Here is a 23,297-nt window from a genome sequence, read left to right as displayed (position 1 = left end):
TATGAAGTTTCATGCCGGCCTACTAATTGCTTTCCTAATATTTTCTGTCGTATCATTTATTGGCTGTAAAGAAACTTTTACCTGGTTCTTAGAGTGTATACCTGCATTTATTGGCGTTATAGTGCTTTTACTTACCTACAATAAATTTAAGTTCAGCAACTTTACCTACATTGTAATCTTTATCCACTGTTTAGTGCTGATTGTTGGTGGGCACTATACCTATGCTGAGGTGCCTCTGTTTAACTGGATAAAAGAAACTTTCCATCAATCCAGAAATAACTATGACAAAGTTGGACATTTTATTCAGGGTTTTGGGCCAGCGCTGATTATAAGAGAGATTTTTATTCGGAAAAATGTAGTGAACGGAAAAAAATGGTTAAGCTTTATTATCATTTCGATTGCCTTAGCTATTAGTGCATTTTATGAATTAATCGAATGGTTTGTATCGGTAAATAGTGGAGAATCAGGTGATGCCTTTTTAGGTACTCAAGGTTACATATGGGATACACAATCTGATATGTTAACCGCTTTAATCGGCGCAATAACGGCCGTTTTTCTATTTAAAAAAGTTCAGGATAATTCAATCGCAAAATTAAGTTAAGATGTTATCTCTAAAAACTGAAGATTTATCTCCCGTTCAATTACAGGATTATCTGCAATATGCGATTGCACCCCGACCTATTTGTTTCGCTTCTACAATTGATGTTGATGGAAATATTAATTTAAGTCCATTTAGTTTCTTCAATATGTTTAGTACAAAACCACCTATTTGCATTTTTTCTCCTGCTAGGCGTGTGCGAGACAATACAACAAAGCACACTTTAGAAAATGTTTTGCAGGTTAAAGAATGTGTAATCAATATCGTTAATTATGATATGGTGCAACAAATGAGCTTGGCAAGTACGGAGTATGCAAAAGGAGTAAACGAATTTGAAAAGGCTGGTTTTACGATGTTGAAGTCTGATTTGGTTGCGCCACCAAGAGTCGCAGAAGCGCCCGTTCAATTTGAGTGTATTATAAATGATGTAATTTCTTTAGGGGAAAATCATGGCGCCGGAAATCTTATTTTGGCAGAAATAAAACTGATTCACATCAACGAAAATATTCTGGACGAACAAGGGAAAATAGATCAGAAAAAAATAGATTTGGTTGCTCGTTTGGGTGGCGATTGGTATTGCAGAGTAACTAAAGATAATTTATTTAAAGTTGCAAAACCCTTGGCAAAGCTGGGGATTGGGGTAGATCGTTTACCTTACGCAGTTCGGTATTCCAAAGTATTAACGGGAAATGACTTGGGAATGCTGGGCAATGTAGAGCTTTTACCCAGTGAAGAAGAAATTGACCTGATAAGCCAACTTCCAGAAGTTAAGGAGGTTTTGGATGCAACAATTGGCGATGCAACTAACAGAGAAAGAGAACTTCACGAATTAGCCAAAAGCATGCTTAATGAAGGAAATGTTGATCTTGCTTTAAAGTTAGTTTTACTTTAAATTTAAAAGACCTAAATCTGTTTTTATGCATACCATAGTTGGAGTAGATCAATACATTGCAAACTCGGCCGAATTTGCGATTCCGATTTTAGAACATTTAAGAAATTTGGTTCACCGGGCTGATGCTAGGATTGAAGAAAAAATTAAATGGAGCATGCCTTTTTTTGATTTTAAGGGAACCGTTTGCCATATGGCCGCATTTAAAAATCACTGTGTCTTTGGGTTTTGGAAAGCATCTTTAATGGAAGATGACTTTAAAATTTTTAAGGAACGCAACGAAGCAATGGGCTGGCTAGGTAAGATTAAGTCATTTAAAGACCTTCCCTCGGATGAAGTTTTAATCTCCTACGTTCAGCAGGCTATTGAGTTGAATGAAAAGGGGATTAAATTGCCAGCAAAGAGAAAGAATAAAGAAATCAATGAGTTTGTTGTGCCAGAATATTTTTTGGAAGCCTTAAAACAAGATCCTGAAGCTATGGCCACTTTTCAAAACTTTAGTATTTCTAACAAAAAGGAATATGTTTTCTGGTTGGAAGAAGCCAAGACTGAAGCAACAAGATTAAAAAGATTGGAAACATCCATTGACTGGCTTGCTGAAGGAAAAACCAGAATGTGGAAGTATAAAAAGTAAGAATTATAGTATTGTTACTATTTTCATGAAACGACTTTTATAATAATCGTTAAAATCGGTGATGGTTACACCATGCGCCTTTCCAGAGGTTGAGTGGATAAATTTAATCCCATCGCTATCAATGGAATAGATGATGCCAACGTGACCAATCTTTCTCACTCTAGGGTTTGTTCCGGTAAAGATAAGTACATCTCCAACTTTTGCATTTTCTAAGTTGGTCTCTTTTCCGGTTGAACTAAACTCTACCGAAGAGCGGGGAACCTTGAAGCCAAAATTGCTAAATACATAACTCACAAATCCCGAACAATCAAATCCGACCTTTGGGTTGCTTGTAGCATAACGATAAGGGATACCTAACATGCTTTTTGCAAAATCGATAAGACTTGTAGAATTAGTAGATGACTCTTTTTGAGTTAAATTTGCTGATTTGGGTAAATTTGCCGTTAATGTTTTTACCAGTTCCTGGTATTGAGCAGGAAGAATGGTTTGTGCTTTTCCTGTGCTTGCAAATAAAATGAAAAATGAAAATATTATAAAAGCTTTCTTCATATGGGGCTCCGCAAATATAGAAAAAATTTTCAACTCTGATAAAGCATTGAAAATGAGCTTAAATAAAAATGCCTCAACTGTAGTTGAGGCATTAGAAAACATAAAATTATTTCTTAAATGTTTGGGAACATTGTTTGTGCTTTTTCACCTACTATAGGAATAGGTCTCTTTTCTCCATTAATTGCACCAATTAAACCGATAATCCAAATTACAAAAAGTGCAAGTTGTACTATCCAGCCAATATAAGCAAGAGCTGTAATTCCTGTAGATGCAATTAGAATTGTTAAGACAAAACCTAAACCATACCCTAAAATTGTAGATACAATTGCGAAAAATAAGGTTTGTCTTAGTTGATAACTTCCAAGTTCTGTTTTATTGTCTTTATGCATTGCAAAATATGCAATTAACCAGCCAATAATGGTAAAGTAACTCACAATTCCAGCAGTTTTGCCATTGTCAGTTGTTGTGATGTTTTTGTTTGTTTCCATATATTAAAATTTAGTTTTTGGTGGATTTTAAAGTAGGGAAACTGATGCGAAGTAATAAAAAATATTTAAGATTAAAAAATTTAAATTTTTTTTTGTTTAAAGTTTATTTAAATGCTTGGAAATAAGGTTTGTGCCTTCTCTCCGATTAGGGGAATTGGCTTTTTCTCTCCGTTAATTGCGCCAATTAAACCGATAATCCAAATAATAAACAAAGCCAACTGAACCAGATTTAATATGTAAAATATAGCATTAAACCCAGTTGAAACCATGATGATTCCGAAAAGAAAACTTAAGCCCCAGCTAATTACCGTAACCACAATATGGAAAAGTAATGTTTGTCTTAACTGGTATCTGCTTAGGTCAGTTTTGTTGTCTTTGTACATCGCAAAGTAGGCGATTAACCAACCGATAAACCAAAAGTAGCTTACTATTGAAGCTGTTTTGCCATTGTCTGTTGGGATGGGATTTTGATTGTAGGGATTGTTGGGTTCCATAGTTCTGATTTTTTTAATTTATTGATGATCAATATTCTAAGTAAAGAATAATTTGTTAATAATCAATAAACAAAATCAGATTAAGGCGTTGTCACCGCTACAGGTATAATTTTTCCATTAAAAAACTTACTTCCCGTTTTTGCAAAATCAGCAATATACTTACCCATTTCAAAAGCCATAATTGGGCTTTGATAACCAGGAAAGGCGGCCTCTAACATTTCAGTTTGAGCAGAACCCAAGGCAAGGCAATTAACTTTAATTCCTTTTTCTGCCAATTCAAATGCTAGGCACTCTGTTAAAGTGTGGAAGGCAGACTTACTGGTAGAATATGCAGCTAAACCTGGAAATTTAACACTTCCCTGAAAACCACCCATACTGCCAATGTTAACAATATGGCTTCCAGCCTGCATTAATGGCAAAGTATTCTGAATCATTCTGAAATGTGAAATCACATTGCTCTGCAACATTTGCACTAAATCTTCTTCGGTGGTTTCTAAAAATGGCTTATTAATTAATGAACCGGCATTATTAATCAAAATATCTATGGTACCTAGGCGCTCCTTCAAAAATGGAATCAACGCGGCGTAATCATCATTTACAATGTCAAATTCTACGGGTAGGAGCGTACAGTCAGGATTTATTCCTTTAGCAATTTCTAAAAGCTTACGAAGTTTATCGGCAGAACGGGCAATGGCAACAATTTTATTGTTGTTTTGTAAACTAAATTCTAATGCAGTTTCGAAACCTATTCCACTGCTCGCACCGGTAATTATAATGTTCATTGTTTTGTTTAATAATCCTAACCTTATAAAGGATTTATAAGTTCTACATTGCCGGTTATTTTGTAAAAATCGGCAATGTTGTTTGTAATTAATTTGGCATTAAATACTTGCGCTGTGGCATATATAATGGCATCAGGCAATTTAACTTTAGTTAATTTTCTCAATTTGATCGTTGTATCGACAATCTCATCGGTTAATGGAATAACGTTTAACGAATCAATAAACTCGATAAGGAACTTTTCTTCCTTATCATCTTTAAATGCATAACCCAATAATTCCATTTTAGAAATTATAGAGATAGAATAACTAGCATTCTCAAAAAATACCTTTTCAGTCGCCAACAGTTTTTTGGAAAGATAAATTATGATATTGGTATCAAAGATTACGTTCCCACTCATCTCTTAAATCTTTTTGCCAATCAGATGGATTTTTAATATTAGTGAATAAGGTTTCAGCTTCTGTTTTGTCGAGTATTTTCTTGAGCTTTTTGTAAGAACCTTTAGGTTCTTCAACCATTCCTGAAACATTATTTTTAATGTCTACATCTTCCACAAAAGATAATGCTTTAAGCATTTTCTCTAAAAGAACAGCATTCTGCTCGTTATCTACTTGTACAGTGATGGTTGTCATTTCGTAAAGTTACTAATAAATTTAATCTTCCATAATCAACTGGCTAACGGGATTTTTAATTACATGCAAGCCATCATTAATCAATTTTGTATGATCCAATTCTTTCCCTGCCTTAATTTCAAGATAAATTAAAATCTCTTTTTCCAGTTGGTGGTATTGTTTTTTATGAAACACAATTTCTAAGATTTCTAAAGCACAAAGCCAATCTTGTCTAAAATTAGTTTTAAGCTCAACAAAAATTTCTGATAGCTTCTCCATCTCTTCACCGGTTTCGCGAATGGCCCTGACCTTTTTATATAGGTTATGAAGCCTTAACGTTTTCGGATCGAAAGTGATCTGATGTGTTTTTTCTGAACTAACTAAGGTAATTTCCTCATACGCATCTTTATCTGCAGCGCCATTGTAAACCGATACAATTTTTTCGCCAACCGCCATGTCGTAATTTCCCCATTCTGGTTTAAATAAAACATTGCCATTACTTTCCGTTACATTGCAGTCAGAAAATGTGATCAAAATAACTTTTTCATTCCTTCTTATAATATCAATTACATGTCCATCAACCTTAATACCGCTTTCGAAAATCATTTGCGTTCTGTTACCGATGTAGTGTCCTGACGTTCTGATGTCTTCATCACTATAATCTTCCAACGGTTTACCAGCATCTTTTAATTTTCCTACCGGAGATGAAAAACCATCGACATGATAATCTTTTCCGTGACTATGGAGCTGTTTTCCATTAAAAGCTAAAGCAGATGGGCCAGTAGTTTTTACGAAAGTAACTTCATCTTTGCCATCAATACCAATGTCGGTAAAAATACCGCTAACCTGAAGTCCTGAGCTATAAACAGCTGTTGCAACGTTTTTACAAGCAATTGCTTTCATTATACTTTCTGTTCCGCCCTTTCTAAAAGCCATGGTATCGGCAAATTCCTCCAAAACATCAATTAAGTTTTGAAAGGTTTCAGTTACAAAAAGCTGTGGTTGTGGTTTCGTAATATCATAAGGGTAATTTACCGTGTAAATATTATACCAAAGTTTTTTTACATCAGTTTGCATACAGGTTGCACTTTCGCCTATAGATGAGAGTAAACCTGCACCATAAATTTTAGGGTTATCCAGTGTTCCAATTAGTCCGTATTCTACTGTCCACCAATGTAATCGGCCAAGTAAAGCCATTTCAGAAGGCTCGCCCATATTGGCGTTTATATATTTCAATTCTTTTTCTGCCCTGGCAATTTCTCTCTCATCGGCATCAGCAGCCTCCTTTAAAATAGAAAGTTTTCTTATGGCTTCATAAAGCTCAAAATCTTTTGCAGAGAACATGGCTTTGGCACCAATTGAGCCAAAATAACTTAAGTAATTGTTATAATCCGTATCTGCAATTATTGGCGCATGACCGGCACTTTCGTGAATAATATCTGGAGCGGGCGTATATTCTATATGATTAATTTGCCTAATGTCTGCAGCAATAACCAAAACTCTATAGGCCTGATATTCCATAAATGCAGCTGGCGGAATAAAGCCATCTACCGTAACCGCTCCCCAACCAATTTTACCTAAATTATCATTCATGGTTTGCAAATCGGGAATGTATTCTATGCTCAAGCCAGCGCTCTGCAAGCCCTTTATGTATGGGTAATAAGCAACATTTTTAAGGTAGCTATAATTTTGACGCATAACATAACGCCAAACAGCTTGGTCTATTGGAGTGTATTTTTCGTAATTTTGAGCTACAATAAATTGCTTCAAATGTTTGGGCAATTTCGCTACCTGCGCATTATTAAAATCATTAAAATCGCTCATAGATATTATAAAAAGTTAGTTAAAGGCTAAGTTAGGTGGTTGCTTTTACCTAAGCAAGAAACCTTGTAGATATATTAACAGGCAGAGGTAAATAAAGTTGCGATGGTAAATAAATACTTTTCGTATTAATTAGAAAAAGGTACATCAGCTTTTCATAGGGAAATTCAGTCGGGCTGTTCGCTAAATCTTTTTGTTTTAAATTTGACAACTTTCTTTGCAACCTAGTTATTAAAGTTGTCAAAGTTTTCAGAAAACAAAAAGTATATCGCTGCCATCCCGTTTAAGAACTTAGGTTTCTGCCTTGAAAGTTGCATTAAAGCAATTGCAGAAAACTTAAATATCAGTACGTTTTAAGCCACCTAAACCCGACTTAATGGAAAACCCACAGGTTGAGGAACGAAACCGAGGATTTGAAATGAGGGCGGGGCTGCAGAAACCAAAGCATTGCCGCAACTGATTTTCAAAAAAAAATTAATGCTTTTTAATATCTTTTTTGCCACCTACTTTTTTTACGCTAAACGTAAAATAGTGTTGATACAAATAACTAAAACCAGCAATTAAAACCGTTACAATTACCCGAGATACAGTTGGATAAATATTTAAAATTTCTGAGAAAAACTTAAGTAAAATTGTTGTGAGTAAAATATTAATGAAGTTTAAGTTTAAAAACCGAAGCAACTGTATTCGGCCTTTAACTTCGCTATGCGTAAAAATTACGTAACGATTCATTAGGAAACTGTATGGAATGGCAATTGCAAAATCAGCGATTAAAGCGGCCGTATTTCTTTTAATTGTCATGCCCAAAATTTCTGTTTCACTTTGAAGAAAAACATATTTGTAAGCTAGGGTATATACAATTATGCCCAAGGCAGCGGCACTTCCGCCAGTGGCCAAGTATCTAAAATTATGTTGTGAAATAAACTTTTTAAACGGTGGATAAAAAAAATCGATAAAAGCTAAAATCGCTTGACGCATGTATAAATGATATTGTTTAGCGCAAAGGTAGTTTTTTAACACAAAAAAGAGCCTTGATTTTTTATTTCAAGGCTCGTATTATTAGCAATAGGATATTTTTTATTCGTTTGTGGCTTTGTGTGCGGGATCTGGATGCACCATTCCTTCTATTGCTTTATCTAAATTTAAGTCTAAACCTTTTGCAATTCCTAACCCTAAACTCATATCAGCTCTAAACCAATGACAAAGCTGACGGTTAACAATTTCATCTTTTTTAACGCCATTAATGCCACCCATGGCCCCAACAATATTGGCAATTGTATTCTTTTTGGCTTCTGGATCCATCAAGCGGAAAAGATTTCCAGGTTGTGTGTAATGATCGTTTTCACCCTCGGCATTTCGATCGTACTGATCGGCCATTAAAGATTCTAAGGGCCAAGCGGGTTGTTTATAGCTTTCATCTACTTCAATGTCATCAAAACTATTGGGGAAATAATTTGGATTTGAACCACCGTTTCCGTTAACGGCCATTAAACCATCGCGTTGATAGTTGTTCGTCATAAATGGGCAACGATTTACAGGAATCTGCTCGTAATTTCCGCCTAAGCGATAACGCTGTGCATCTGGGTAAGAAAGAATTCTGCCTTGCAACATTTTATCGGGCGAATAATAAATTCCATCAACCACATGAGCGGGAGCAAAGGCAGCCTGTTCTACATGCGCAAAGTAGTTATCTGGATTTTCGTTTAATTCCAGTTCGCCAACCTCAATTAGCGGATAATCGCCATGTGGCCAAACTTTGGTTAAATCGAATGGGTTAATATGATAAGTTTTTGCATCATCAAAAGGCATAATCTGAACTTTTAAAGTCCATTTTGGGAATTCGCCTCTTTCAATGGCTTCAAACAAATCGCGTTGAGAATGATCAGGATCTTGAGCTTTCATGGCTACAGCTTCATCATTCGTAAAGTTTTGGATTCCCTGTTTGGTTTTAAAGTGAAACTTTACATAAAAACGCTCGTTTTTATCATTATAAAAAGAGAAAGTATGACTTCCAAAACCGTCCATATGGCGATAAGAAAATGGTGTGCCTCTATCGCTCATTAAAATTAAAACCTGATGTAAGCTTTCTGGATTTAAGCTCCAAAAATCCCACATCATGGTTGGACTTTTGGTATTTGTTTGCGGATCGCGTTTTTGGGTATGGATAAAATCTCCAAATTTTTTCGGGTCTTTAACAAAAAACACGGGTGTGTTGTTGCCAACTAAATCCCAGTTTCCGTCTTCAGTATAAAACTTTAGCGCAAATCCTCTTGGATCGCGTTCACTATCTGCCGAGCCCTTTTCGCCACCAACAGTAGAAAAACGTAAAAAGGTTTTGGTTTGCTTGCCAATTTCCGAGAAAAGCTTGGCTTTGGTATATTTTGTAATGTCGTGAGTAACGGTAAAAGTACCATAAGCGCCTGATCCTTTGGCATGTACAACACGTTCAGGAATCCGTTCGCGATTAAAATGAGCCATTTTTTCATGTAAAATGAAATCCTGAATCAAGATCGGACCACGAGGGCCAACCGTCATGCTATCTTCGTTACTCGCATACGGAATACCGGAAGCAGTTGTTAGTTTTTTCTTTTCGCTCATCGTTTAAGTTTTTATTTTGCGATATAAATGTGAGGTTATAAATCGATCATATCAAACTGTTAATATCTATTATTGCATAGATATTATTGATATCGAGTTTAAAACTTCGATAAACTAAATTTAAGAATTTTTACTGATTACTCGTGTAAAATATGGGTTGCGCAACAAAATCTATTACGGTGCAATAATTATACGATGGATGCGGTTGAATACTAACGCCAACGGTATTAAGCTTGTATTTTTGATCGATAATATTAAAGCGATGCCCGAGTGAGGGTACGCCACAGTCTAATAATAAATGACACACAATATCCAGACTTTTAGAATATCCAAAATCAATATTTTCGCTCATAGATTTATTTGGAAAATACTTAGACAATCTTTTTGAAAATTTATCGCCATTGCTGCTTTCGTGGCTTTCCAGATTATTTCTGTTTAAATCAACGGCATGCCCTTTACTTAAAGCGGATAATTTATCATCGGGATAAAATAAAGGGAGGTTTTTTATGCCCTGTAAATGCTTAAGCAATGAAGTGTAATAAGTATTTGTACGGGTAATTTTCAGCTCATTATAATTTCTGTACTGCCTTACATTTGCATTGTATTTATTTATGTAATCATCTAGAAAAGTGTAATAAAACTTTTGCCCATCTAATCGGATTAAATTCATATAAAGAATTACACCTTTTTCTTCTTCGGTAAGATAGTTTGCTGATCCAGCAGTATTTGCTTTTCTAATTTCGGCATTAGTCCATTCTTGCGCATAGGAGATTCGAGCAAAAAATAGAAGAAGAATTGCGGTAAAAATAAAGCGATGCATGGGATGGTTTTCTTGGATAACGCCAATTGAAACTATTTATTTTCGTGTGTTTTAGTTTTAACATAAAAAATATTTGGTAAGCAATTAGTTACATCTTAAGAAATTAAAGAAATACTATATTTAGTAATTTCAGCATCAATAAAAATGATGAAAAAAACCACAACTCTATTTAGTATTTTGTTGATGTCTTTCTGTTTAAGGGCACAGGTTGATACAACCGCATTTAAGCAAATTTCTAAACAGATTCAAAAAGAATATGCGCCAGATAAACGGTCTATCTATTTTAATATCCAATTTAAGGGAGATACGGTTATAAGTGAAAGTACATCAGAAACTGCTTTAAATGAGTGGATTAAGCAGGTTAATGATTTAAAGGGTATTAAAGTAAACGTTCAGTTGCCAGCTAAATCATTAAATCAAATGGAATATGGCTTGGCAAATTTATCGGTTTGCAACAATAGGGCTATGCCTCAAAATTCTGCAGAAATGATGACGCAGATGATTTTGGGTACTCCGGTTGAGGTGCTGAAAAAACAAGGTGGTTATTATTTGGTTAGAACGCCTGATGGTTATTTATCCTGGACAGATGGTACAGCAGTAAGTCTTTTTAATAAGCAAGATTTCGAAACCTGGAAAAATGCCAAAAGAATAATCTTTACTGAAGATTTTGGGCATGCTTTAGGCAGTGCTGATGAAGCCTCATTAAGGGTATCTGATTTGGTAAAGGGAAATATTTTAGAATTAACTGGAGAAGATAAAAGCTATTACAAAGTTCTTTTTCCTGATAAACGAATAGGTTTTGTTAAAAAAACAGAAGCTAAGGTATTTGCTGATTGGCTTAAGGTGCCTAATCCAAATGCAGATGACATTTTAAAAACAGCCAAAACATTAATAGGCGTACCTTATTTATGGGGCGGAACATCTATAAAGGGTGTAGATTGTAGTGGATTTACCAAAACAAGTTATTTTTTGAATGGAATTGTAATTCCCCGAGATGCTTCTCAACAAGCTTTGGTTGGAGCAGATGTTGATGTTCTGGAAAATGATTCCATCAGTATTTCGAAATGCCTAAAAAATTTAAAGGCTGGTGATTTATTATTTTTTGTTGCCGCTAAGCTACGTGGCATAACTGGTGGAAAAGTAACGCATACCGCCATTTATATGGGCGATGGCGAGTTTATTCAGGCCGCGGGAATGGTTAGAATAAATAGTCTAAATCCCGATGCTGATAATTTTGATGAGCGTGAAAGTAAAACTTTAGTAAGCGCAAAACGATTTCTAAATCAAATCGGAACTTCGGAAATTACAAGAGTTGATCAGCATAAATGGTATGTAAATTAAAATTGTGGTTTAAGCTTGTCGAAACTCAATGATTTCCGACAAGCTTAATACGATGAGTCTTACAAGAACATACCACCAGATGCTTCGATACGCTGAGCATTAATCCATCTCGCATCCTCAGTACATAAAAACGCCACAACACCACCAATATCATCGGGCAGGCCTACACGACCTAAGGCAGTTTGTGAAGCAATACCGGCATTCATTTGTTCATTGTCTCGAACCACGCCGCCGCCAAAATCTGTTTCAATAGCGCCTGGAGCAATAATGTTTGATCTTATTCCTCTTGAACCCAATTCTTTAGCCTGGTATTTTGTTAAAGTTTCCATTGCGCCCTTCATTGATGCGTAAGCTGCATAGCCTGGTAATGCAAAACGAGCAAGACCTGTAGAAACATTAATAATCCCGCTTCCATCGTTTAAGAGCGCCAATGCTTTTTGGGTTAAAAAGAATACACCTTTAAACTGGATATTAACCAAAGTATCAAACTGTTCTTCGGTTGTTTCAGCAAATGATGCATGAATGCCGATTCCAGCATTATTTATCAAAAAATCGAATTTTTCTGCATTAAAAACTGATTTTAAAACAGATTTTACTTCGCTGAAAAACGCATCGAAGGTTTTGGAATCTGCTACGTCTAGCTGAAGTGCAACAGCTTTTACACCAAGTTTTTCAATTTCTTCAACTGTGTTTGCAGCTTCTTCTTTTTTGGATTGGTAAGTTATAATTACATCGATCCCTTTTGAAGCGATTTTTAACGCCGCGTTTTTTCCTAATCCGCGACTGCCGCCGGTTACTAAAGCAATTTTATTTTGTGTTTCCATTTTCTTTTTAATTTGTTAAACAAAATTAAATGGAAATCGGATGTAAAAATGGTGACAGCTTAAGATAAAATGGTGACAGTTTAAGTTTTATATGGTGACAACTTCCGCTTTTTGCGATAAAGACTGAAAATAAGCCTCGCGGTATTGCTTTGGTGTTTGTCCAGAGAAGTGTTTGAAAAACTTTGTAAAGTTAGATGGATCGTAAGTTAAGGTTCTAGCAATCTCAGCAATTGGCATACTCACGTTCTGTAGCATCGATTTGGAAATTTCCATTAAACGTTCTTCAAAAAAGAAACATGGTGAATGTCCTGTTGCAGATTTTATGGTGTTGCTTAAGTGGGTCGGATGAACATGAATCAGTTCTGCGAAATCTCTAACCTCAAACATTTCAGTCGCTCTGCCAGAAACAACATCATCTAAATGCTTATCTAATTCCTTCAAAAAATCGGCAGCGATTTCATGTTGACGGGCAAAAAATTTCTTAGGAATTTTCATAAAGATGACTTTTGATATTAAACAAATATAATATTCAAAGCATGAATTATGAAATCAGCCTGATGCGTTTTGGTTTTTGTGACCTAAAAATTATTTTATCTTTTTTCCCGTTCCCAACCAAATTAAGCTGTTGATGATCATTTTACCCTCCATTTCACTATCAAAGGTATTTGATAAGGTTTTGTTCGTTTTATCGTATTTATGTTCATAATCCATATCGTTATGCCCCATGTTTACATAAACCATTTTGTAGTTTTTGTTGCTCCAAACCACAGGATAATAACCACTCTTCCAGATTTCATATTCTTTTGGCCCCGTTCCTAACGGAAAGCTAGTCGAATCGATAGATAGCAGAATCTTAATATCCGGATTTTTTCTTAAATCATTTTGCCATCGATACCATTCGTTTGGTGATGCGTTAAAAGTTTTAGGCAAGTTTTTCGTAACAGGATGCTTTTTGTTTTCTACCCTTAAAACGGCAGATGTTGGTCGCCAGGTGTTACTTCCATATTCTCCAGAACCTAAAAACGTATTGTGGTACCAATCCCAGTTATCAGGATATGCAGATTTAGCTAGGGCAAATGCAGAGAAATGGAAACCCATCCATCCACCACCGTTTTCTACATATTTTTGAAAGGCTTCCCGTTGCTCTGGCTTTTCTGGTCGCGTATCTAAAAACAATACAACTTGGTATTTGGATAGAAACTTTGCATTCAAGTTGTCCCAATTCGAGGTTGAATCATAGCTAAAATGGTATTTATCTGCCATTGCAGGAAACCATTTATTGGCTTCGTGTACAAAGCTGATGTGCGCTAAGTCACTTTTGGCCGTGTAAAATGCAATTACATGGAATTTGGAGTTAGTTGATTGAGCACAAATTGTAAATGCCGAAAATAAGAGCACTAATAGGGGCAAAAATCTTTTTTTCATTTGGTTAGATTATGGTATCTAATTTAAATAAAAGGGTACTCAACCAAAAAGTTAAAGGATTCCAATTTAATAAATATTGGATTTAATGTTGATTCAATCGTTTTAAATAATTCCAAAACATTTATTTTTAGACTAAACTATTTCATTGTTTTTTCAAAAAGAGTTTTTGCTTTAACAAATACCGCAGTTGCATTAATTTCCGGAAAAAAACCTAAATACGATTCAGGATTATCGCACCTATATATTTTTAATTCATTATTTTTTATAATTACAAAATGATACGAGCTTCCATCAACAACAGAGAATCTCCTCGTACGATCTGCAACGATAACAACTGTGTCCTTATTTATAAAATTTTCTGATGGGATTTTAGGTTTGATTTCTTTTATGTTTAGCGAGTCATTATCAATAGACCAAAAACCAATAGCTGTTAAATCATCAACTAACTGTAAGGCTTTTTTGCCATTGAAGGATGCGATTTTCACCTTTGGTTCTGCAGATGGTTCTTTATTCTTTTTTGGAATTTGCAGTAATATTTTCTTCCAGGATTTATCTTTCAAAACTAGGGCCTGAATATTTATAACATCAGCTGCACTCCATCCCCCAGTTACATAATAGGCGATTGTAAAATCGTAATTGCATTTTAAATATTGGTAAGCCTTAAAATAACTGTCTTGATAATTAGAGTTGCCTCCAGTTATTTTTGGGAGTTGAGCATTTGTATTTGTGGATTTGAATAACAGGAAGAGGAAAATAATTTTCAATAAATTTTTCATATAGTTCTAGATGATGTTTAAATACCAATTCCATAAAAAAACCACAAGCTATTCACTCGTGGTTAATTTTTATATCTACTCAGATGATCTTAGTTGTCTAAGGTGGTTAAGGCTAAATTAAGCTAACAAATTTCTCCAACTCACCGCTTTACCAACAATATCAGCTAAATCGGCAATTGCAACACGCTCTTGGTCCATGCTATCGCGATGACGGATCGTAACCGTATTATCCTCTAAGCTTTGGTGGTCAACTGTGATACAGAAAGGCGTACCAACCGCATCCTGACGACGGTAACGTTTACCAATTGCATCTTTCTCCTCATAAATACAATTGAAATCGAACTTCAATGTATCCATAATTTCGCGGGCTTTCTCTGGTAAACCGTCTTTTTTGGTTAGAGGGAAAATAGCCACTTTATATGGCGCTAAAGCAGGGTGAAGACGTAATAAAGTACGGCTATCCTGTTTATCTTCGGTACTTAAATCCTGTTCTTCGAAAGCATTAATCATGGTTAACAAAAACATACGGTCTAAACCGATTGAAGTTTCAATAACATAAGGAACGTAATTTCCATAAGGTTTGCCTTCTTCGTTTAAATCGTTATCGAAATACTGCAATTTCTTGCCAGAAAACTGTTCGTGTTGTTTTAAATCGAAATCAGTACGACTGTGAATTCCTTCAACTTCTTTAAATCCGAATGGGAATTCAAATTCGATATCTGTTGCAGCGTTAGCATAGTGAGCCAATTTCACATGGTCGTGATAACGATATTTTTCAGCAGAAGTCCCCAAAGCTTTATGCCATTTTAAACGAGCCTCTTTCCAGTATTCAAACCATTTTTTATCTTCACCTGGGCGCACAAAGAATTGCATTTCCATTTGTTCAAATTCACGCATGCGCATAATAAACTGACGGGCAATAACTTCATTTCTAAAAGCTTTACCAATTTGAGCGATACCGAAAGGAATTTTCATCCTTCCTGATTTTTGTACGTTCAGAAAGTTTACAAAAATCCCTTGAGCCGTCTCAGGACGTAGATAAACTTCATCGCTGCCTTCGGCCATAGCACCAAATTGAGTGCTAAACATCAGGTTAAATTGGCGAACATCTGTCCAATTTGATGTTTTAGAAATCGGGCAAATTACTTTATAATCAACAATTAAATCTTTTAGCTGTGCTAAGTTTTCAGATTTAAGCGCAAGGTTCATTTCAACTTCCAGTGCTAAACCTTTTTTCACAAATCTCCAGCTCGATTCTTCAATAAAAGGATATTTAGCATTATCTAAAATTCCTTCCTCGTCTTTAAAACTCGGTATCCAAGCCGCCTGACCTTCATCACTTAAGCCTAAAATTTCTTGTTGAAACTCCTCGAATTTAGCTTTGTTTTCAGAAGAAAAATTAGCAAGTTCAGAATATAATTCATCAATTTTATTCTCTAATAACTGGTCGGCACGGTAACGTTTTTTCGAATCTTTGTTATCAATCATCGGGTCGTTAAAACCGTCAACGTGTCCGCTGGCTTTCCAAACTTTAGGGTGCATAAAAATTGCAGAATCAATCCCTACAATGTTTTCATGCATTTGTACCATGGCTTTCCACCAGTACGTTTTAATATTGTTTTTCAACTCGGCACCCAATTGGCCGTAATCGTAAACGGCACTTAAGCCATCATATATTTCGCTGCTTTGGAATACGAAACCGTATTCTTTAGCGTGTGATATTACATTTTTAAACTGTTCGTCGTTATTCTTTTGAGCCATAATGGAGGCAAAGATAATAAATAAGGTAAAAGGATTTGACTAGGATTTTAATGATTATCGGATTTTAAGATTTTGGATGTAAAATAATGAGCTTAAATGTTCTTAGCTGTTCTATATGGTTCAAGATTTTCAGAAAAGCAAATGCAGTGCAAATCGGTTTGTTCAGTCCCGCTTTGCGCTTTACTTCGTTGCACTACGTGTTCGCTGCAATCGGGTTTAAGTGGCTAAAATTGTAAATCTATTTGCGTTTTAAATACACAACACCCTGAATTCCGTTTTACCTCTTAGATCTTCCATTTTTTCTTATTTTTGAAGCATGAAATTTCATTATCTACTTTTCTTCGCATTAACAATTGTTTTTGCTTCCTGCAAACAAGAAGAAAAAGTTCATCATTATATCAAATTCAATAAAACTGAAGAATTATATCAATTTTTGAAATGGTCGCCAGAAAATCGCTTTCCTTTAATTAGCGCTCATCGGGGCGGGCCAATGTCTGGTTTTCCTGAAAACTGTATCGAGACTTTTGACAATGCAACAACTTATAATCCTGTAATTATAGAATTTGATATCGCTTATAGCAAAGATTCAGTAATGGTTATTATGCATGATGATAAGTTAGACCGAACTTCAACGGGAAAGGGTGAAATTGGGAATTATACTTATGATGAATTAAAGGCTTTCAATTTAAAAGATGATGAAGGCAAAGAAACCAATTTTAAAATCCCAACTTTAGATAGCGTTTTAAGCTGGAGCAAGGGCAAAGTTTTGCTAACTATCGATTTGAAAAAAGGTGTTTCTTATGCAAAGGTGATCAAAAAAGTAAGGAAGTACAAAGTAGAAAGTAATTCCATCATCATTACGTATACGGCAGATCAGGCTAAAGAAGTTCATCAATTGGCACCAGATTTAATGATTTCGGCTTCTGTTCAAAAGAAGTCAGAATTGAGAAGATTAAATGCCTTAGGGATTCCAAACAATAGAATTGTTGCTTTCAATGGTGTTAGCGCTCCAGATAAGGAATTGTATCAATATCTTCATGGTAAAGGCATTACAACGATTTTGGGCACAATGGGCAATATTGATAAAAGTTCAATCGCAAATCCTGCCAAGTTGGTTTATTATCATTTGGTAAATAATGGGGCAGATATTTTATCGGGCGATAATTTGCCACAGGCTTCAGAGCAATTGGATAAATTTAGGTATAATAAAAAGTTAGCTTCAAAACATATAGAATAAATTTTACAGCTTCAAAATTAGCCATCACGTCATTGCGAGGCACGAAGCAATCTTAAGGTTTTGGGTTAATAACGATTGTAGTAGGATTGCTTCGTACCTTGCAATGACGACCAAGTTTGAATATTGCGAGCGCCTATATAATATTAAACAATATGAGTATTTCAGTTAAAAATCTTTCCAAGCATTACGATAAGCAAAAAGCGGTCGATTCAATTAGCTTCGAAGCCAAGCCTGGTCGTATTTTAGGTTTTTTGGGGCCAAATGGCGCAGGTAAATCTACTACTATGCGGATGCTAACAGGTTACCTTGAACCAACATCGGGCGAGGCCGAAATTTCTGGAGAAAATATTTCAACCCATACCATAGAAGCCAAAAAGCATATTGGTTATTTGCCCGAAAATACACCGCTTTATAGTGATATGTATGTTAAAGAATTTTTAAATTTTATTGGCGATGCTTATAACTTGTCGAATTTATCTGCCAGGGTAGATGAAGTAATTAAAAAAGTAGGACTAACGCCAGAGCAACATAAAAAAATTGGAATGTTATCTAAAGGTTACCGTCAAAGAGTAGGTTTAGCACAGGCTATTATTCACAATCCAGCTGTTTTAATACTTGATGAACCAACATCTGGTTTAGATCCAAATCAATTGGTTGATATCCGTGCACTGATTAAAGAATTGGGCAAAGATAAAACGGTTGTAATATCAACGCATATTATGCAAGAAGTAGAAGCCATTTGCGATGATATTATTATTATTAACAAAGGAAAAATAGTGGCTAATAATTCTTTAGAGGGAATTAAAAAGGCTCATCAAGGAAGTTCCTTAGAAGATATTTTTAGAAAACTCACTGCTTAAATTATGTTTAAATTTAAACTCGTTTTAGTTCTGTTCGCTCTTTCCGTAACGTTAAATACCCGAGCTCAGAATTCTACAAATCTTGGTGTTGGAGCAGAAATTGGTTTGCCATCAGGAAATTTTACGTCACTTACGGGTATCGGTTTAGGCGCTTCTTTGAAATTTGATGTTCCTGTCTCATCAAATTTGGCAATTACCTTAAATGGTGGTTTCATGAATTTCTTTGGTAAGCACAATCAAATTATGAATATTAAAGATTTAACGTATATACCTGTTAAGGCCGGATTGAAATATCAATTAAGTGAAGGGTTTTACGCCGAAGGTCAGGTAGGAGCCAGCTTACCTCTAAATAATGACCAAAAAACACTTTTTGTTTGGTCGCCAGGAATTGGAAATCTTTTTCGTTTATCAGGAAAAAACAAACTGGATTTAGGCATAAGATATGAAGCCTGGACAGGAAAGAATGATAATCTTGTTATCTTAAATTCGTCCAATGCCAAGGGTTTTGTGGGTATTCGATTTGCCTACGTTTTTGGTTTATAAATAAGTCAACGTCTTTTTTCTTTATCATCTTAGTTGTGTATTGTTTTCCTCAGAGTGGGGATTAATGTTTTGCAACGGGTAATTAAATCCTCGATTATTTATCGCGAAATTTTTTTAAATACTTTTTGCTTTTGTTAACTAAACATCTTTTTAGTTGATTATGAGGGAAATAACTAATTTGTTAGGTGATTTGCATTTGTTTGGCCTAAGTGGCATTTGCTTTGTTTATCTGTGCGAAAACATATAAATAATTAACAAACAAATTAAGATGAAAAAAGTATTACTTTCTTTATTAATGGTTGTAGGAATTGGCTTTGTAGCCAATGCTCAAACAGAAAAAGGTTCATGGATGGTTGGTGCACAAGCAGCTAACATCAATTACAACACAACATCAGAAGTGTTTAGTTTCTCGTTATCTCCACAAGCAGGCTATTTTGTAAAGGATAATCTTGCAATTGGTGGTAAATTATCATTGGATATTGTAAGTGCTTCTGGCTCTACCGCTACATCTTGGGGAATTGGTCCATTTGTACGTGGGTACTTTGGCGGTACTGAAAAAGCTAAGTTTTTTGCTGAAGGCAATGTAGGCTTGGGAGGCATTTCTTACAGCGGAGCAAGCAGTACTGCCTATAACTTAGGCGCTACTGTAGGTTATGCTTATTTCATTACTAAAAATGTTGGTTTAGAAACAGGTTTAGGATATGGCTACAGCAATTCTACTAGCGGGGGAATGAGTTCTTCTGATTTAGGTTTAAATCTTGGTTTCCAAATTTATTTGGGCAAAAGAAAATAGTGTTAAATTAGTTTAATAGCTTTCGAAGAATGTTTTTCTTTGAATGCTTTAAAAAATGATTTTTAAAATTAGCGTGTTTAAAAGGGTTAGCCAATTGGTTAGCCCTTTTTTTTGTTAATAATGTTGCTTTTTGATTTTCAATTGATCAACTTAAGCGTTGTGAGGTGTAATTCCGAGTAGATTTTGTATTTTTATTACCGAAAAACCAAATCCATGTTTCAATACATATTTTTTCTCTTTTTGTATCCAGCCTTATTGCTGTTTAGCGTTTTTATGGGTGCCAGATATGCTACACATCGATTGCGCTTAAATAAATCTTGGAAAAATATAGGCTTGGAGTCGAGTTTGATGAGTATTTATGCACTACTGATATCATTTGCGCTGGCAGGATCTAGTAACCATGCTAATCAGCGAAATGATGAGATTTATGCGGTTGCCGATAAGCTTTCGTTGGTTATAAAAAAATCGAAATATTATGAGCCTGAATTAAAAAAGGCTGTTCAGGATTATATGGTAAATTTTTTTAAAATTCATGAAAATAACCTTAATCCCGATGCCAAGGCAAGCGAAATAATTATAAGACAGGTTCTTCAGAATGATCAGAAATTGGATTATTTTTTAATTAATTATTTAAAAACGAACCCTGAAAGTAAAGCAGAAATTTCCGAAATCACTTCAAATACAAGCAATTTACGTTCTGAATATATTCGTTTAACTCAGAATTATGGGAAGAATACGCCAACGCTAATTATTAGTATTTTAATTGTGTATTCGTTTATGATGGGCTTTTTGATTGGTTTTATGAAAAAAACACATGATAATCAAACCTTTATCGTAACAACCATTTTTATAATCATCAGTTCGTTAATGATTGGGGCAATTTGGGATCAAGACCATCCTGGTATTGGATTTATAAAACCGAATTACGAAAGTATAACTGAGGTTAGTAATCTTTTTAAAGCGTACCTGCTTCGCGATCACATTTAAATATGCTCAAAATATTTAATTATCTTCGGCTTTTAATATCGTATGTACGCAGTATTTAAACGCGAATTGTTCAGCTTTCTTAGTTCGATGGTTGCTTATATAACCATCGGCATTTTTCTTCTGGTTTCGAGCCTTTTACTTTGGTTTTTCCCAAATACATCATTGCTTGATTACGGTTATGCAGAACTTGGTGGGTTTTTCAGTTTGGTGCCTTATCTCTTTATGTTTTTAATTCCAGCCATTACCATGCGCTCTTTTGCCGAAGAAAGAAGAGAAGGCACTTACGAATTATTAATAACCAAACCGATAACCCTTTGGCAAATTATTATCGCCAAATATCTGGCAAGCTTGGTTTTGGTTTTATTTGCGCTTATCCCGACATTGGTTTACTACTATTCTATCTCTGAACTGGGTTTTCCAAAAGGAAATATAGATTCCGGAGCCGTAATTGGTTCGTATATTGGCTTGTTTTTATTGGGCTCTGCATTTACATCCATCGGTATTTTTGCCTCATCATTAACTAAAAACCAGGTTATTGCATTCGTAATTTGTGCTGGCTTATGCGCTTTTGCCTTTTTAGGCTTTGATTACACCGGTCAGCTCATCACTTTGCAGAAATTCGAAAACACAATTACTGCTTTAGGCATTAACGAACATTATGTTTCTATAAGTAGAGGCGTTTTAGATACTCGAGATCTGATTTACTTTGTTAGCTTTTCTATTGTTTTTCTTTTGTTTACCAAATTGATAATGGGAGGGAAGAAATAATGAAAACGCAAAACAAGTGGATCAATTTTATAACTATTTTAGGATTTTTAATCCTCTTGAACATTGGTGGACAATATGTTTACCATCGTTTTGATTTTACAGCAGATAAACGATTTTCATTAAACGATAAAACTAAAAGCATTCTTCAAAAAAACGAAAAACCAATTATTATTACTGTTTTTTTAGATGGTGAATTGCCTCCTGCATTTAAACGTTTGCAAACTGCAGTTAAAGATCTGTTATCCGATTACAAGGCTTATTCGAAAAGCGAAATTAAGGTTGTTTTTGTAGATCCGATTGCTGGTTTAAATCAGGCCGATCAAGATACGGTGATCAACAATTTATATCAGCAAGGTATTGAAGCAACAAATATTAGTGTTAAAACCGAATCGGGCCTAACTCAAAAACTGGTTTTCCCAATGGCAATGATGGAGAGTGATGGGAAGCAACTTCCTATAAAATTGTTCCAGAATTTAGAAGCCAGTGCCGGTTACGAAGATAATTTTAACAGATCTATAGAAAATCTGGAGTATACTTTTACTTCGAGCATCAAGAAGATTGTAAGTGGCGAAAATCCAAGAATTGGCTTTACAGAATCAAATGGTGAATTATCTGATGCGCAACTTTACGATGCCAGATTTACACTTTCAAGTAGTTATGAGGTTGGTCGAGTTGATTTAAATACCATTGAAAAAGAGGGTCTTGATAAGCTTAAGTTACTCATTATTGCAAAACCCAAGAAATCTTTTACCGAAACGGAGAAGTATAAAATTAACTACTTTGTAATGAATGGTGGGCGTGTGGTTTGGAGCATCGATCAAGTAAACGCCGAATTGGATAGCTTAAGAGGTAGAAACGGGCAAATGGTTTTCAATAATAATTTAAATTTAGACGACATGCTTTTTATGTATGGCGCTAGAATAAATTACAACGTAATCGCCGACCGTAATTGCGTAGATATTCCGGTATCGGCAGGTAGTGTTGCAGGCCAAAGTCAGATGCAATTGGTGCCATGGCTATACTATCCGATTTTACTGCCGGATACGATTCACAGTGTGGTTAAAAAATTAGACGGGATAAAATCAGAATTTCCGAGTACGGTTGATACTATTGGTGTTAAGAATGTTAAAAAATCTTACATTTTAACAACTTCTTCATTCAATAAAGTATTTAATGTGCCAAAACTATTTACCTTGCAAATGGTAGCCGAAGAACCTGATCCTAAAACATTTCAAAACCCTCCACAAAATGTTGGTTTAATGCTAGAAGGTAATTTTCCTTCTGTTTTTGATGGAAGACCCTTGCCTGCGGGAATTACGAAGCCGTTTACAGTAGTTGGTACAAGTAAGCCAACCAAAATGATTGTGATCGGTGACGGGGATATTTTTAAAAATCAGATCGCCGGAAAAGATGGTTCGCCATTTCCTTTAGGATTTGATCGATTTACACAGCGTACTTATGGAAATAAAGCGCTATTATTGAATATTGTAGATTACTTTACCGATGAAGACAATCTCATCGCCCTGCGTAATAAAGAAGTTAAAATTAGATTGCTGGATAAGGCAAAGTTGAAGATCGAAAAAACAAAATGGCAATTCGTAAATATTGTGGCGCCAATGCTATTGTTAATATTCTTCGCAATTTTTCAACATTATTACCGCAAGTACAAGTACGCTAAATAATTTTTATATTTTTGAAGA

General features: G+C 35.1%; 26 protein-coding genes. 11 read left to right on the top strand and 15 right to left on the bottom strand.

Features of this window, described 5'->3' with window-relative positions; all coding sequences use genetic code 11:
• The first annotated feature begins 1 nt into the window (after position 1).
• From DF947_RS12130 to DF947_RS12120, 3 genes are read left to right on the top strand one after another with little or no spacing between them, the layout of a single operon-like run.
• Entirely contained in the window at positions 2-601 is a 600-nt protein-coding gene (locus tag DF947_RS12130; protein WP_109930139.1) for a DUF2238 domain-containing protein, read from the top strand.
• Between the two features lies 1 nt (position 602).
• On the top strand, positions 603-1,490 hold the full coding sequence (locus DF947_RS12125; protein WP_109930137.1) for a flavin reductase family protein: 888 nt from the start codon (positions 603-605) through the stop codon (positions 1,488-1,490).
• 25 nt (positions 1,491-1,515) lie between these two features.
• Complete coding sequence (locus DF947_RS12120; RefSeq protein WP_109930135.1) at positions 1,516-2,121, top strand: YdeI/OmpD-associated family protein; 606 nt, start codon at positions 1,516-1,518, stop codon at positions 2,119-2,121.
• Between the two features lie 3 nt (positions 2,122-2,124).
• Here DF947_RS12120 and DF947_RS12115 read toward each other — a convergent pair whose 3' ends face one another.
• The 10 genes from DF947_RS12115 to DF947_RS12070 form a co-directional block, all read right to left on the bottom strand.
• The gene (locus DF947_RS12115; RefSeq protein ID WP_109930689.1) at positions 2,125-2,670 is read right to left on the bottom strand and encodes a C40 family peptidase; all 546 of its coding nucleotides are present in this window, start codon (positions 2,668-2,670) and stop codon (positions 2,125-2,127) included.
• A gap of 113 nt (positions 2,671-2,783) precedes the next feature.
• Positions 2,784-3,158, bottom strand: a complete 375-nt coding sequence (locus tag DF947_RS12110) for a hypothetical protein (RefSeq protein WP_109930133.1) — start codon at positions 3,156-3,158, stop codon at positions 2,784-2,786.
• Between the two features lie 107 nt (positions 3,159-3,265).
• Positions 3,266-3,652 carry a DUF4870 domain-containing protein gene (locus tag DF947_RS12105; RefSeq protein WP_109930132.1) on the bottom strand — a complete coding sequence of 129 codons (387 nt, stop codon included), beginning with the start codon at positions 3,650-3,652 and terminating at the stop codon, positions 3,266-3,268.
• Between the two features lie 80 nt (positions 3,653-3,732).
• Complete coding sequence (locus tag DF947_RS12100) at positions 3,733-4,434, bottom strand: SDR family oxidoreductase (protein WP_109930130.1); 702 nt, start codon at positions 4,432-4,434, stop codon at positions 3,733-3,735.
• Positions 4,435-4,457: 23 nt separating this feature from the next.
• Positions 4,458-4,832: a type II toxin-antitoxin system VapC family toxin gene (locus DF947_RS12095; protein WP_205940788.1), complete on the bottom strand. Its 375-nt coding sequence runs from the start codon at positions 4,830-4,832 to the stop codon at positions 4,458-4,460.
• Complete coding sequence (locus DF947_RS12090; RefSeq protein WP_109930128.1) at positions 4,810-5,064, bottom strand: hypothetical protein; 255 nt, start codon at positions 5,062-5,064, stop codon at positions 4,810-4,812. Before DF947_RS12090 ends, DF947_RS12095 begins: the two co-directional genes overlap by 23 nt.
• Positions 5,065-5,085: 21 nt before the next feature.
• Entirely contained in the window at positions 5,086-6,867 is a 1,782-nt protein-coding gene (locus tag DF947_RS12085) for an aromatic amino acid hydroxylase (protein WP_109930126.1), read from the bottom strand.
• Between the two features lie 471 nt (positions 6,868-7,338).
• On the bottom strand, positions 7,339-7,842 hold the full coding sequence (locus DF947_RS12080; protein ID WP_109930124.1) for a GtrA family protein: 504 nt from the start codon (positions 7,840-7,842) through the stop codon (positions 7,339-7,341).
• A gap of 99 nt (positions 7,843-7,941) precedes the next feature.
• The gene (locus DF947_RS12075) at positions 7,942-9,462 is read right to left on the bottom strand and encodes a catalase (protein ID WP_109930122.1); all 1,521 of its coding nucleotides are present in this window, start codon (positions 9,460-9,462) and stop codon (positions 7,942-7,944) included.
• Between the two features lie 130 nt (positions 9,463-9,592).
• On the bottom strand, positions 9,593-10,282 hold the full coding sequence (locus tag DF947_RS12070; protein WP_109930120.1) for a CAP domain-containing protein: 690 nt from the start codon (positions 10,280-10,282) through the stop codon (positions 9,593-9,595).
• A 144-nt stretch (positions 10,283-10,426) separates the two neighbouring features.
• Between DF947_RS12070 and DF947_RS12065 the strand changes: the two genes are divergently transcribed.
• Positions 10,427-11,623, top strand: a complete 1,197-nt coding sequence (locus tag DF947_RS12065; protein ID WP_109930118.1) for a C40 family peptidase — start codon at positions 10,427-10,429, stop codon at positions 11,621-11,623.
• A 59-nt stretch (positions 11,624-11,682) separates the two neighbouring features.
• On the opposite strand, the gene DF947_RS12060 is transcribed toward DF947_RS12065, so the two are convergent.
• The 5 genes from DF947_RS12060 to DF947_RS12040 all read right to left on the bottom strand — a co-directional run bounded on the left by DF947_RS12060 (position 11,683) and on the right by DF947_RS12040 (position 16,409).
• A complete protein-coding gene (locus DF947_RS12060; protein WP_109930117.1) occupies positions 11,683-12,447 on the bottom strand; it encodes an SDR family NAD(P)-dependent oxidoreductase in 765 nt (254 codons plus the stop codon).
• 87 nt (positions 12,448-12,534) lie between these two features.
• Complete coding sequence (locus DF947_RS12055) at positions 12,535-12,942, bottom strand: helix-turn-helix domain-containing protein (RefSeq protein WP_109930115.1); 408 nt, start codon at positions 12,940-12,942, stop codon at positions 12,535-12,537.
• Positions 12,943-13,032: 90 nt separating this feature from the next.
• Positions 13,033-13,872 carry a ThuA domain-containing protein gene (locus DF947_RS12050; protein ID WP_109930113.1) on the bottom strand — a complete coding sequence of 280 codons (840 nt, stop codon included), beginning with the start codon at positions 13,870-13,872 and terminating at the stop codon, positions 13,033-13,035.
• A 137-nt stretch (positions 13,873-14,009) separates the two neighbouring features.
• Positions 14,010-14,648 carry a hypothetical protein gene (locus DF947_RS12045; protein WP_109930111.1) on the bottom strand — a complete coding sequence of 213 codons (639 nt, stop codon included), beginning with the start codon at positions 14,646-14,648 and terminating at the stop codon, positions 14,010-14,012.
• A gap of 117 nt (positions 14,649-14,765) precedes the next feature.
• Positions 14,766-16,409, bottom strand: coding sequence for a glycine--tRNA ligase (locus DF947_RS12040; RefSeq protein ID WP_109930109.1), 1,644 nt, complete (start codon positions 16,407-16,409; stop codon positions 14,766-14,768).
• A 316-nt stretch (positions 16,410-16,725) separates the two neighbouring features.
• Here DF947_RS12040 and DF947_RS12035 point away from each other — a divergent pair, with 316 nt between their 5' ends.
• The 7 genes from DF947_RS12035 to gldG all read left to right on the top strand — a co-directional run bounded on the left by DF947_RS12035 (position 16,726) and on the right by gldG (position 23,279).
• Positions 16,726-17,646 (top strand): glycerophosphodiester phosphodiesterase family protein, encoded by a 921-nt coding sequence (locus tag DF947_RS12035; protein WP_109930107.1) that lies wholly within the window; start codon positions 16,726-16,728, stop codon positions 17,644-17,646.
• 152 nt (positions 17,647-17,798) lie between these two features.
• Positions 17,799-18,506: an ATP-binding cassette domain-containing protein gene (locus DF947_RS12030; RefSeq protein ID WP_109930105.1), complete on the top strand. Its 708-nt coding sequence runs from the start codon at positions 17,799-17,801 to the stop codon at positions 18,504-18,506.
• Between the two features lie 3 nt (positions 18,507-18,509).
• The gene (locus DF947_RS12025; RefSeq protein WP_109930103.1) at positions 18,510-19,049 is read left to right on the top strand and encodes a hypothetical protein; all 540 of its coding nucleotides are present in this window, start codon (positions 18,510-18,512) and stop codon (positions 19,047-19,049) included.
• 268 nt (positions 19,050-19,317) lie between these two features.
• Positions 19,318-19,842, top strand: coding sequence for an outer membrane beta-barrel protein (locus DF947_RS12020; protein WP_109930101.1), 525 nt, complete (start codon positions 19,318-19,320; stop codon positions 19,840-19,842).
• 213 nt (positions 19,843-20,055) lie between these two features.
• Entirely contained in the window at positions 20,056-20,829 is a 774-nt protein-coding gene (locus tag DF947_RS12015; RefSeq protein WP_109930099.1) for a hypothetical protein, read from the top strand.
• 42 nt (positions 20,830-20,871) lie between these two features.
• A complete protein-coding gene (gene gldF, locus DF947_RS12010) occupies positions 20,872-21,597 on the top strand; it encodes a gliding motility-associated ABC transporter permease subunit GldF (protein WP_109930097.1) in 726 nt (241 codons plus the stop codon).
• The gene (gene gldG, locus DF947_RS12005; RefSeq protein ID WP_109930095.1) at positions 21,597-23,279 is read left to right on the top strand and encodes a gliding motility-associated ABC transporter substrate-binding protein GldG; all 1,683 of its coding nucleotides are present in this window, start codon (positions 21,597-21,599) and stop codon (positions 23,277-23,279) included. Before gldF ends, gldG begins: the two co-directional genes overlap by 1 nt.
• The last annotated feature ends 18 nt before the right edge of the window (positions 23,280-23,297 follow it).

This window comes from Pedobacter paludis (assembly GCF_003173575.1).
In the GTDB taxonomy this organism is placed as follows: domain Bacteria; phylum Bacteroidota; class Bacteroidia; order Sphingobacteriales; family Sphingobacteriaceae; genus Pedobacter; species Pedobacter paludis.
The sequence above is the reverse complement of the archived record's forward strand: the minus strand, read 5'-3'. Positions and strand labels throughout refer to the sequence as shown.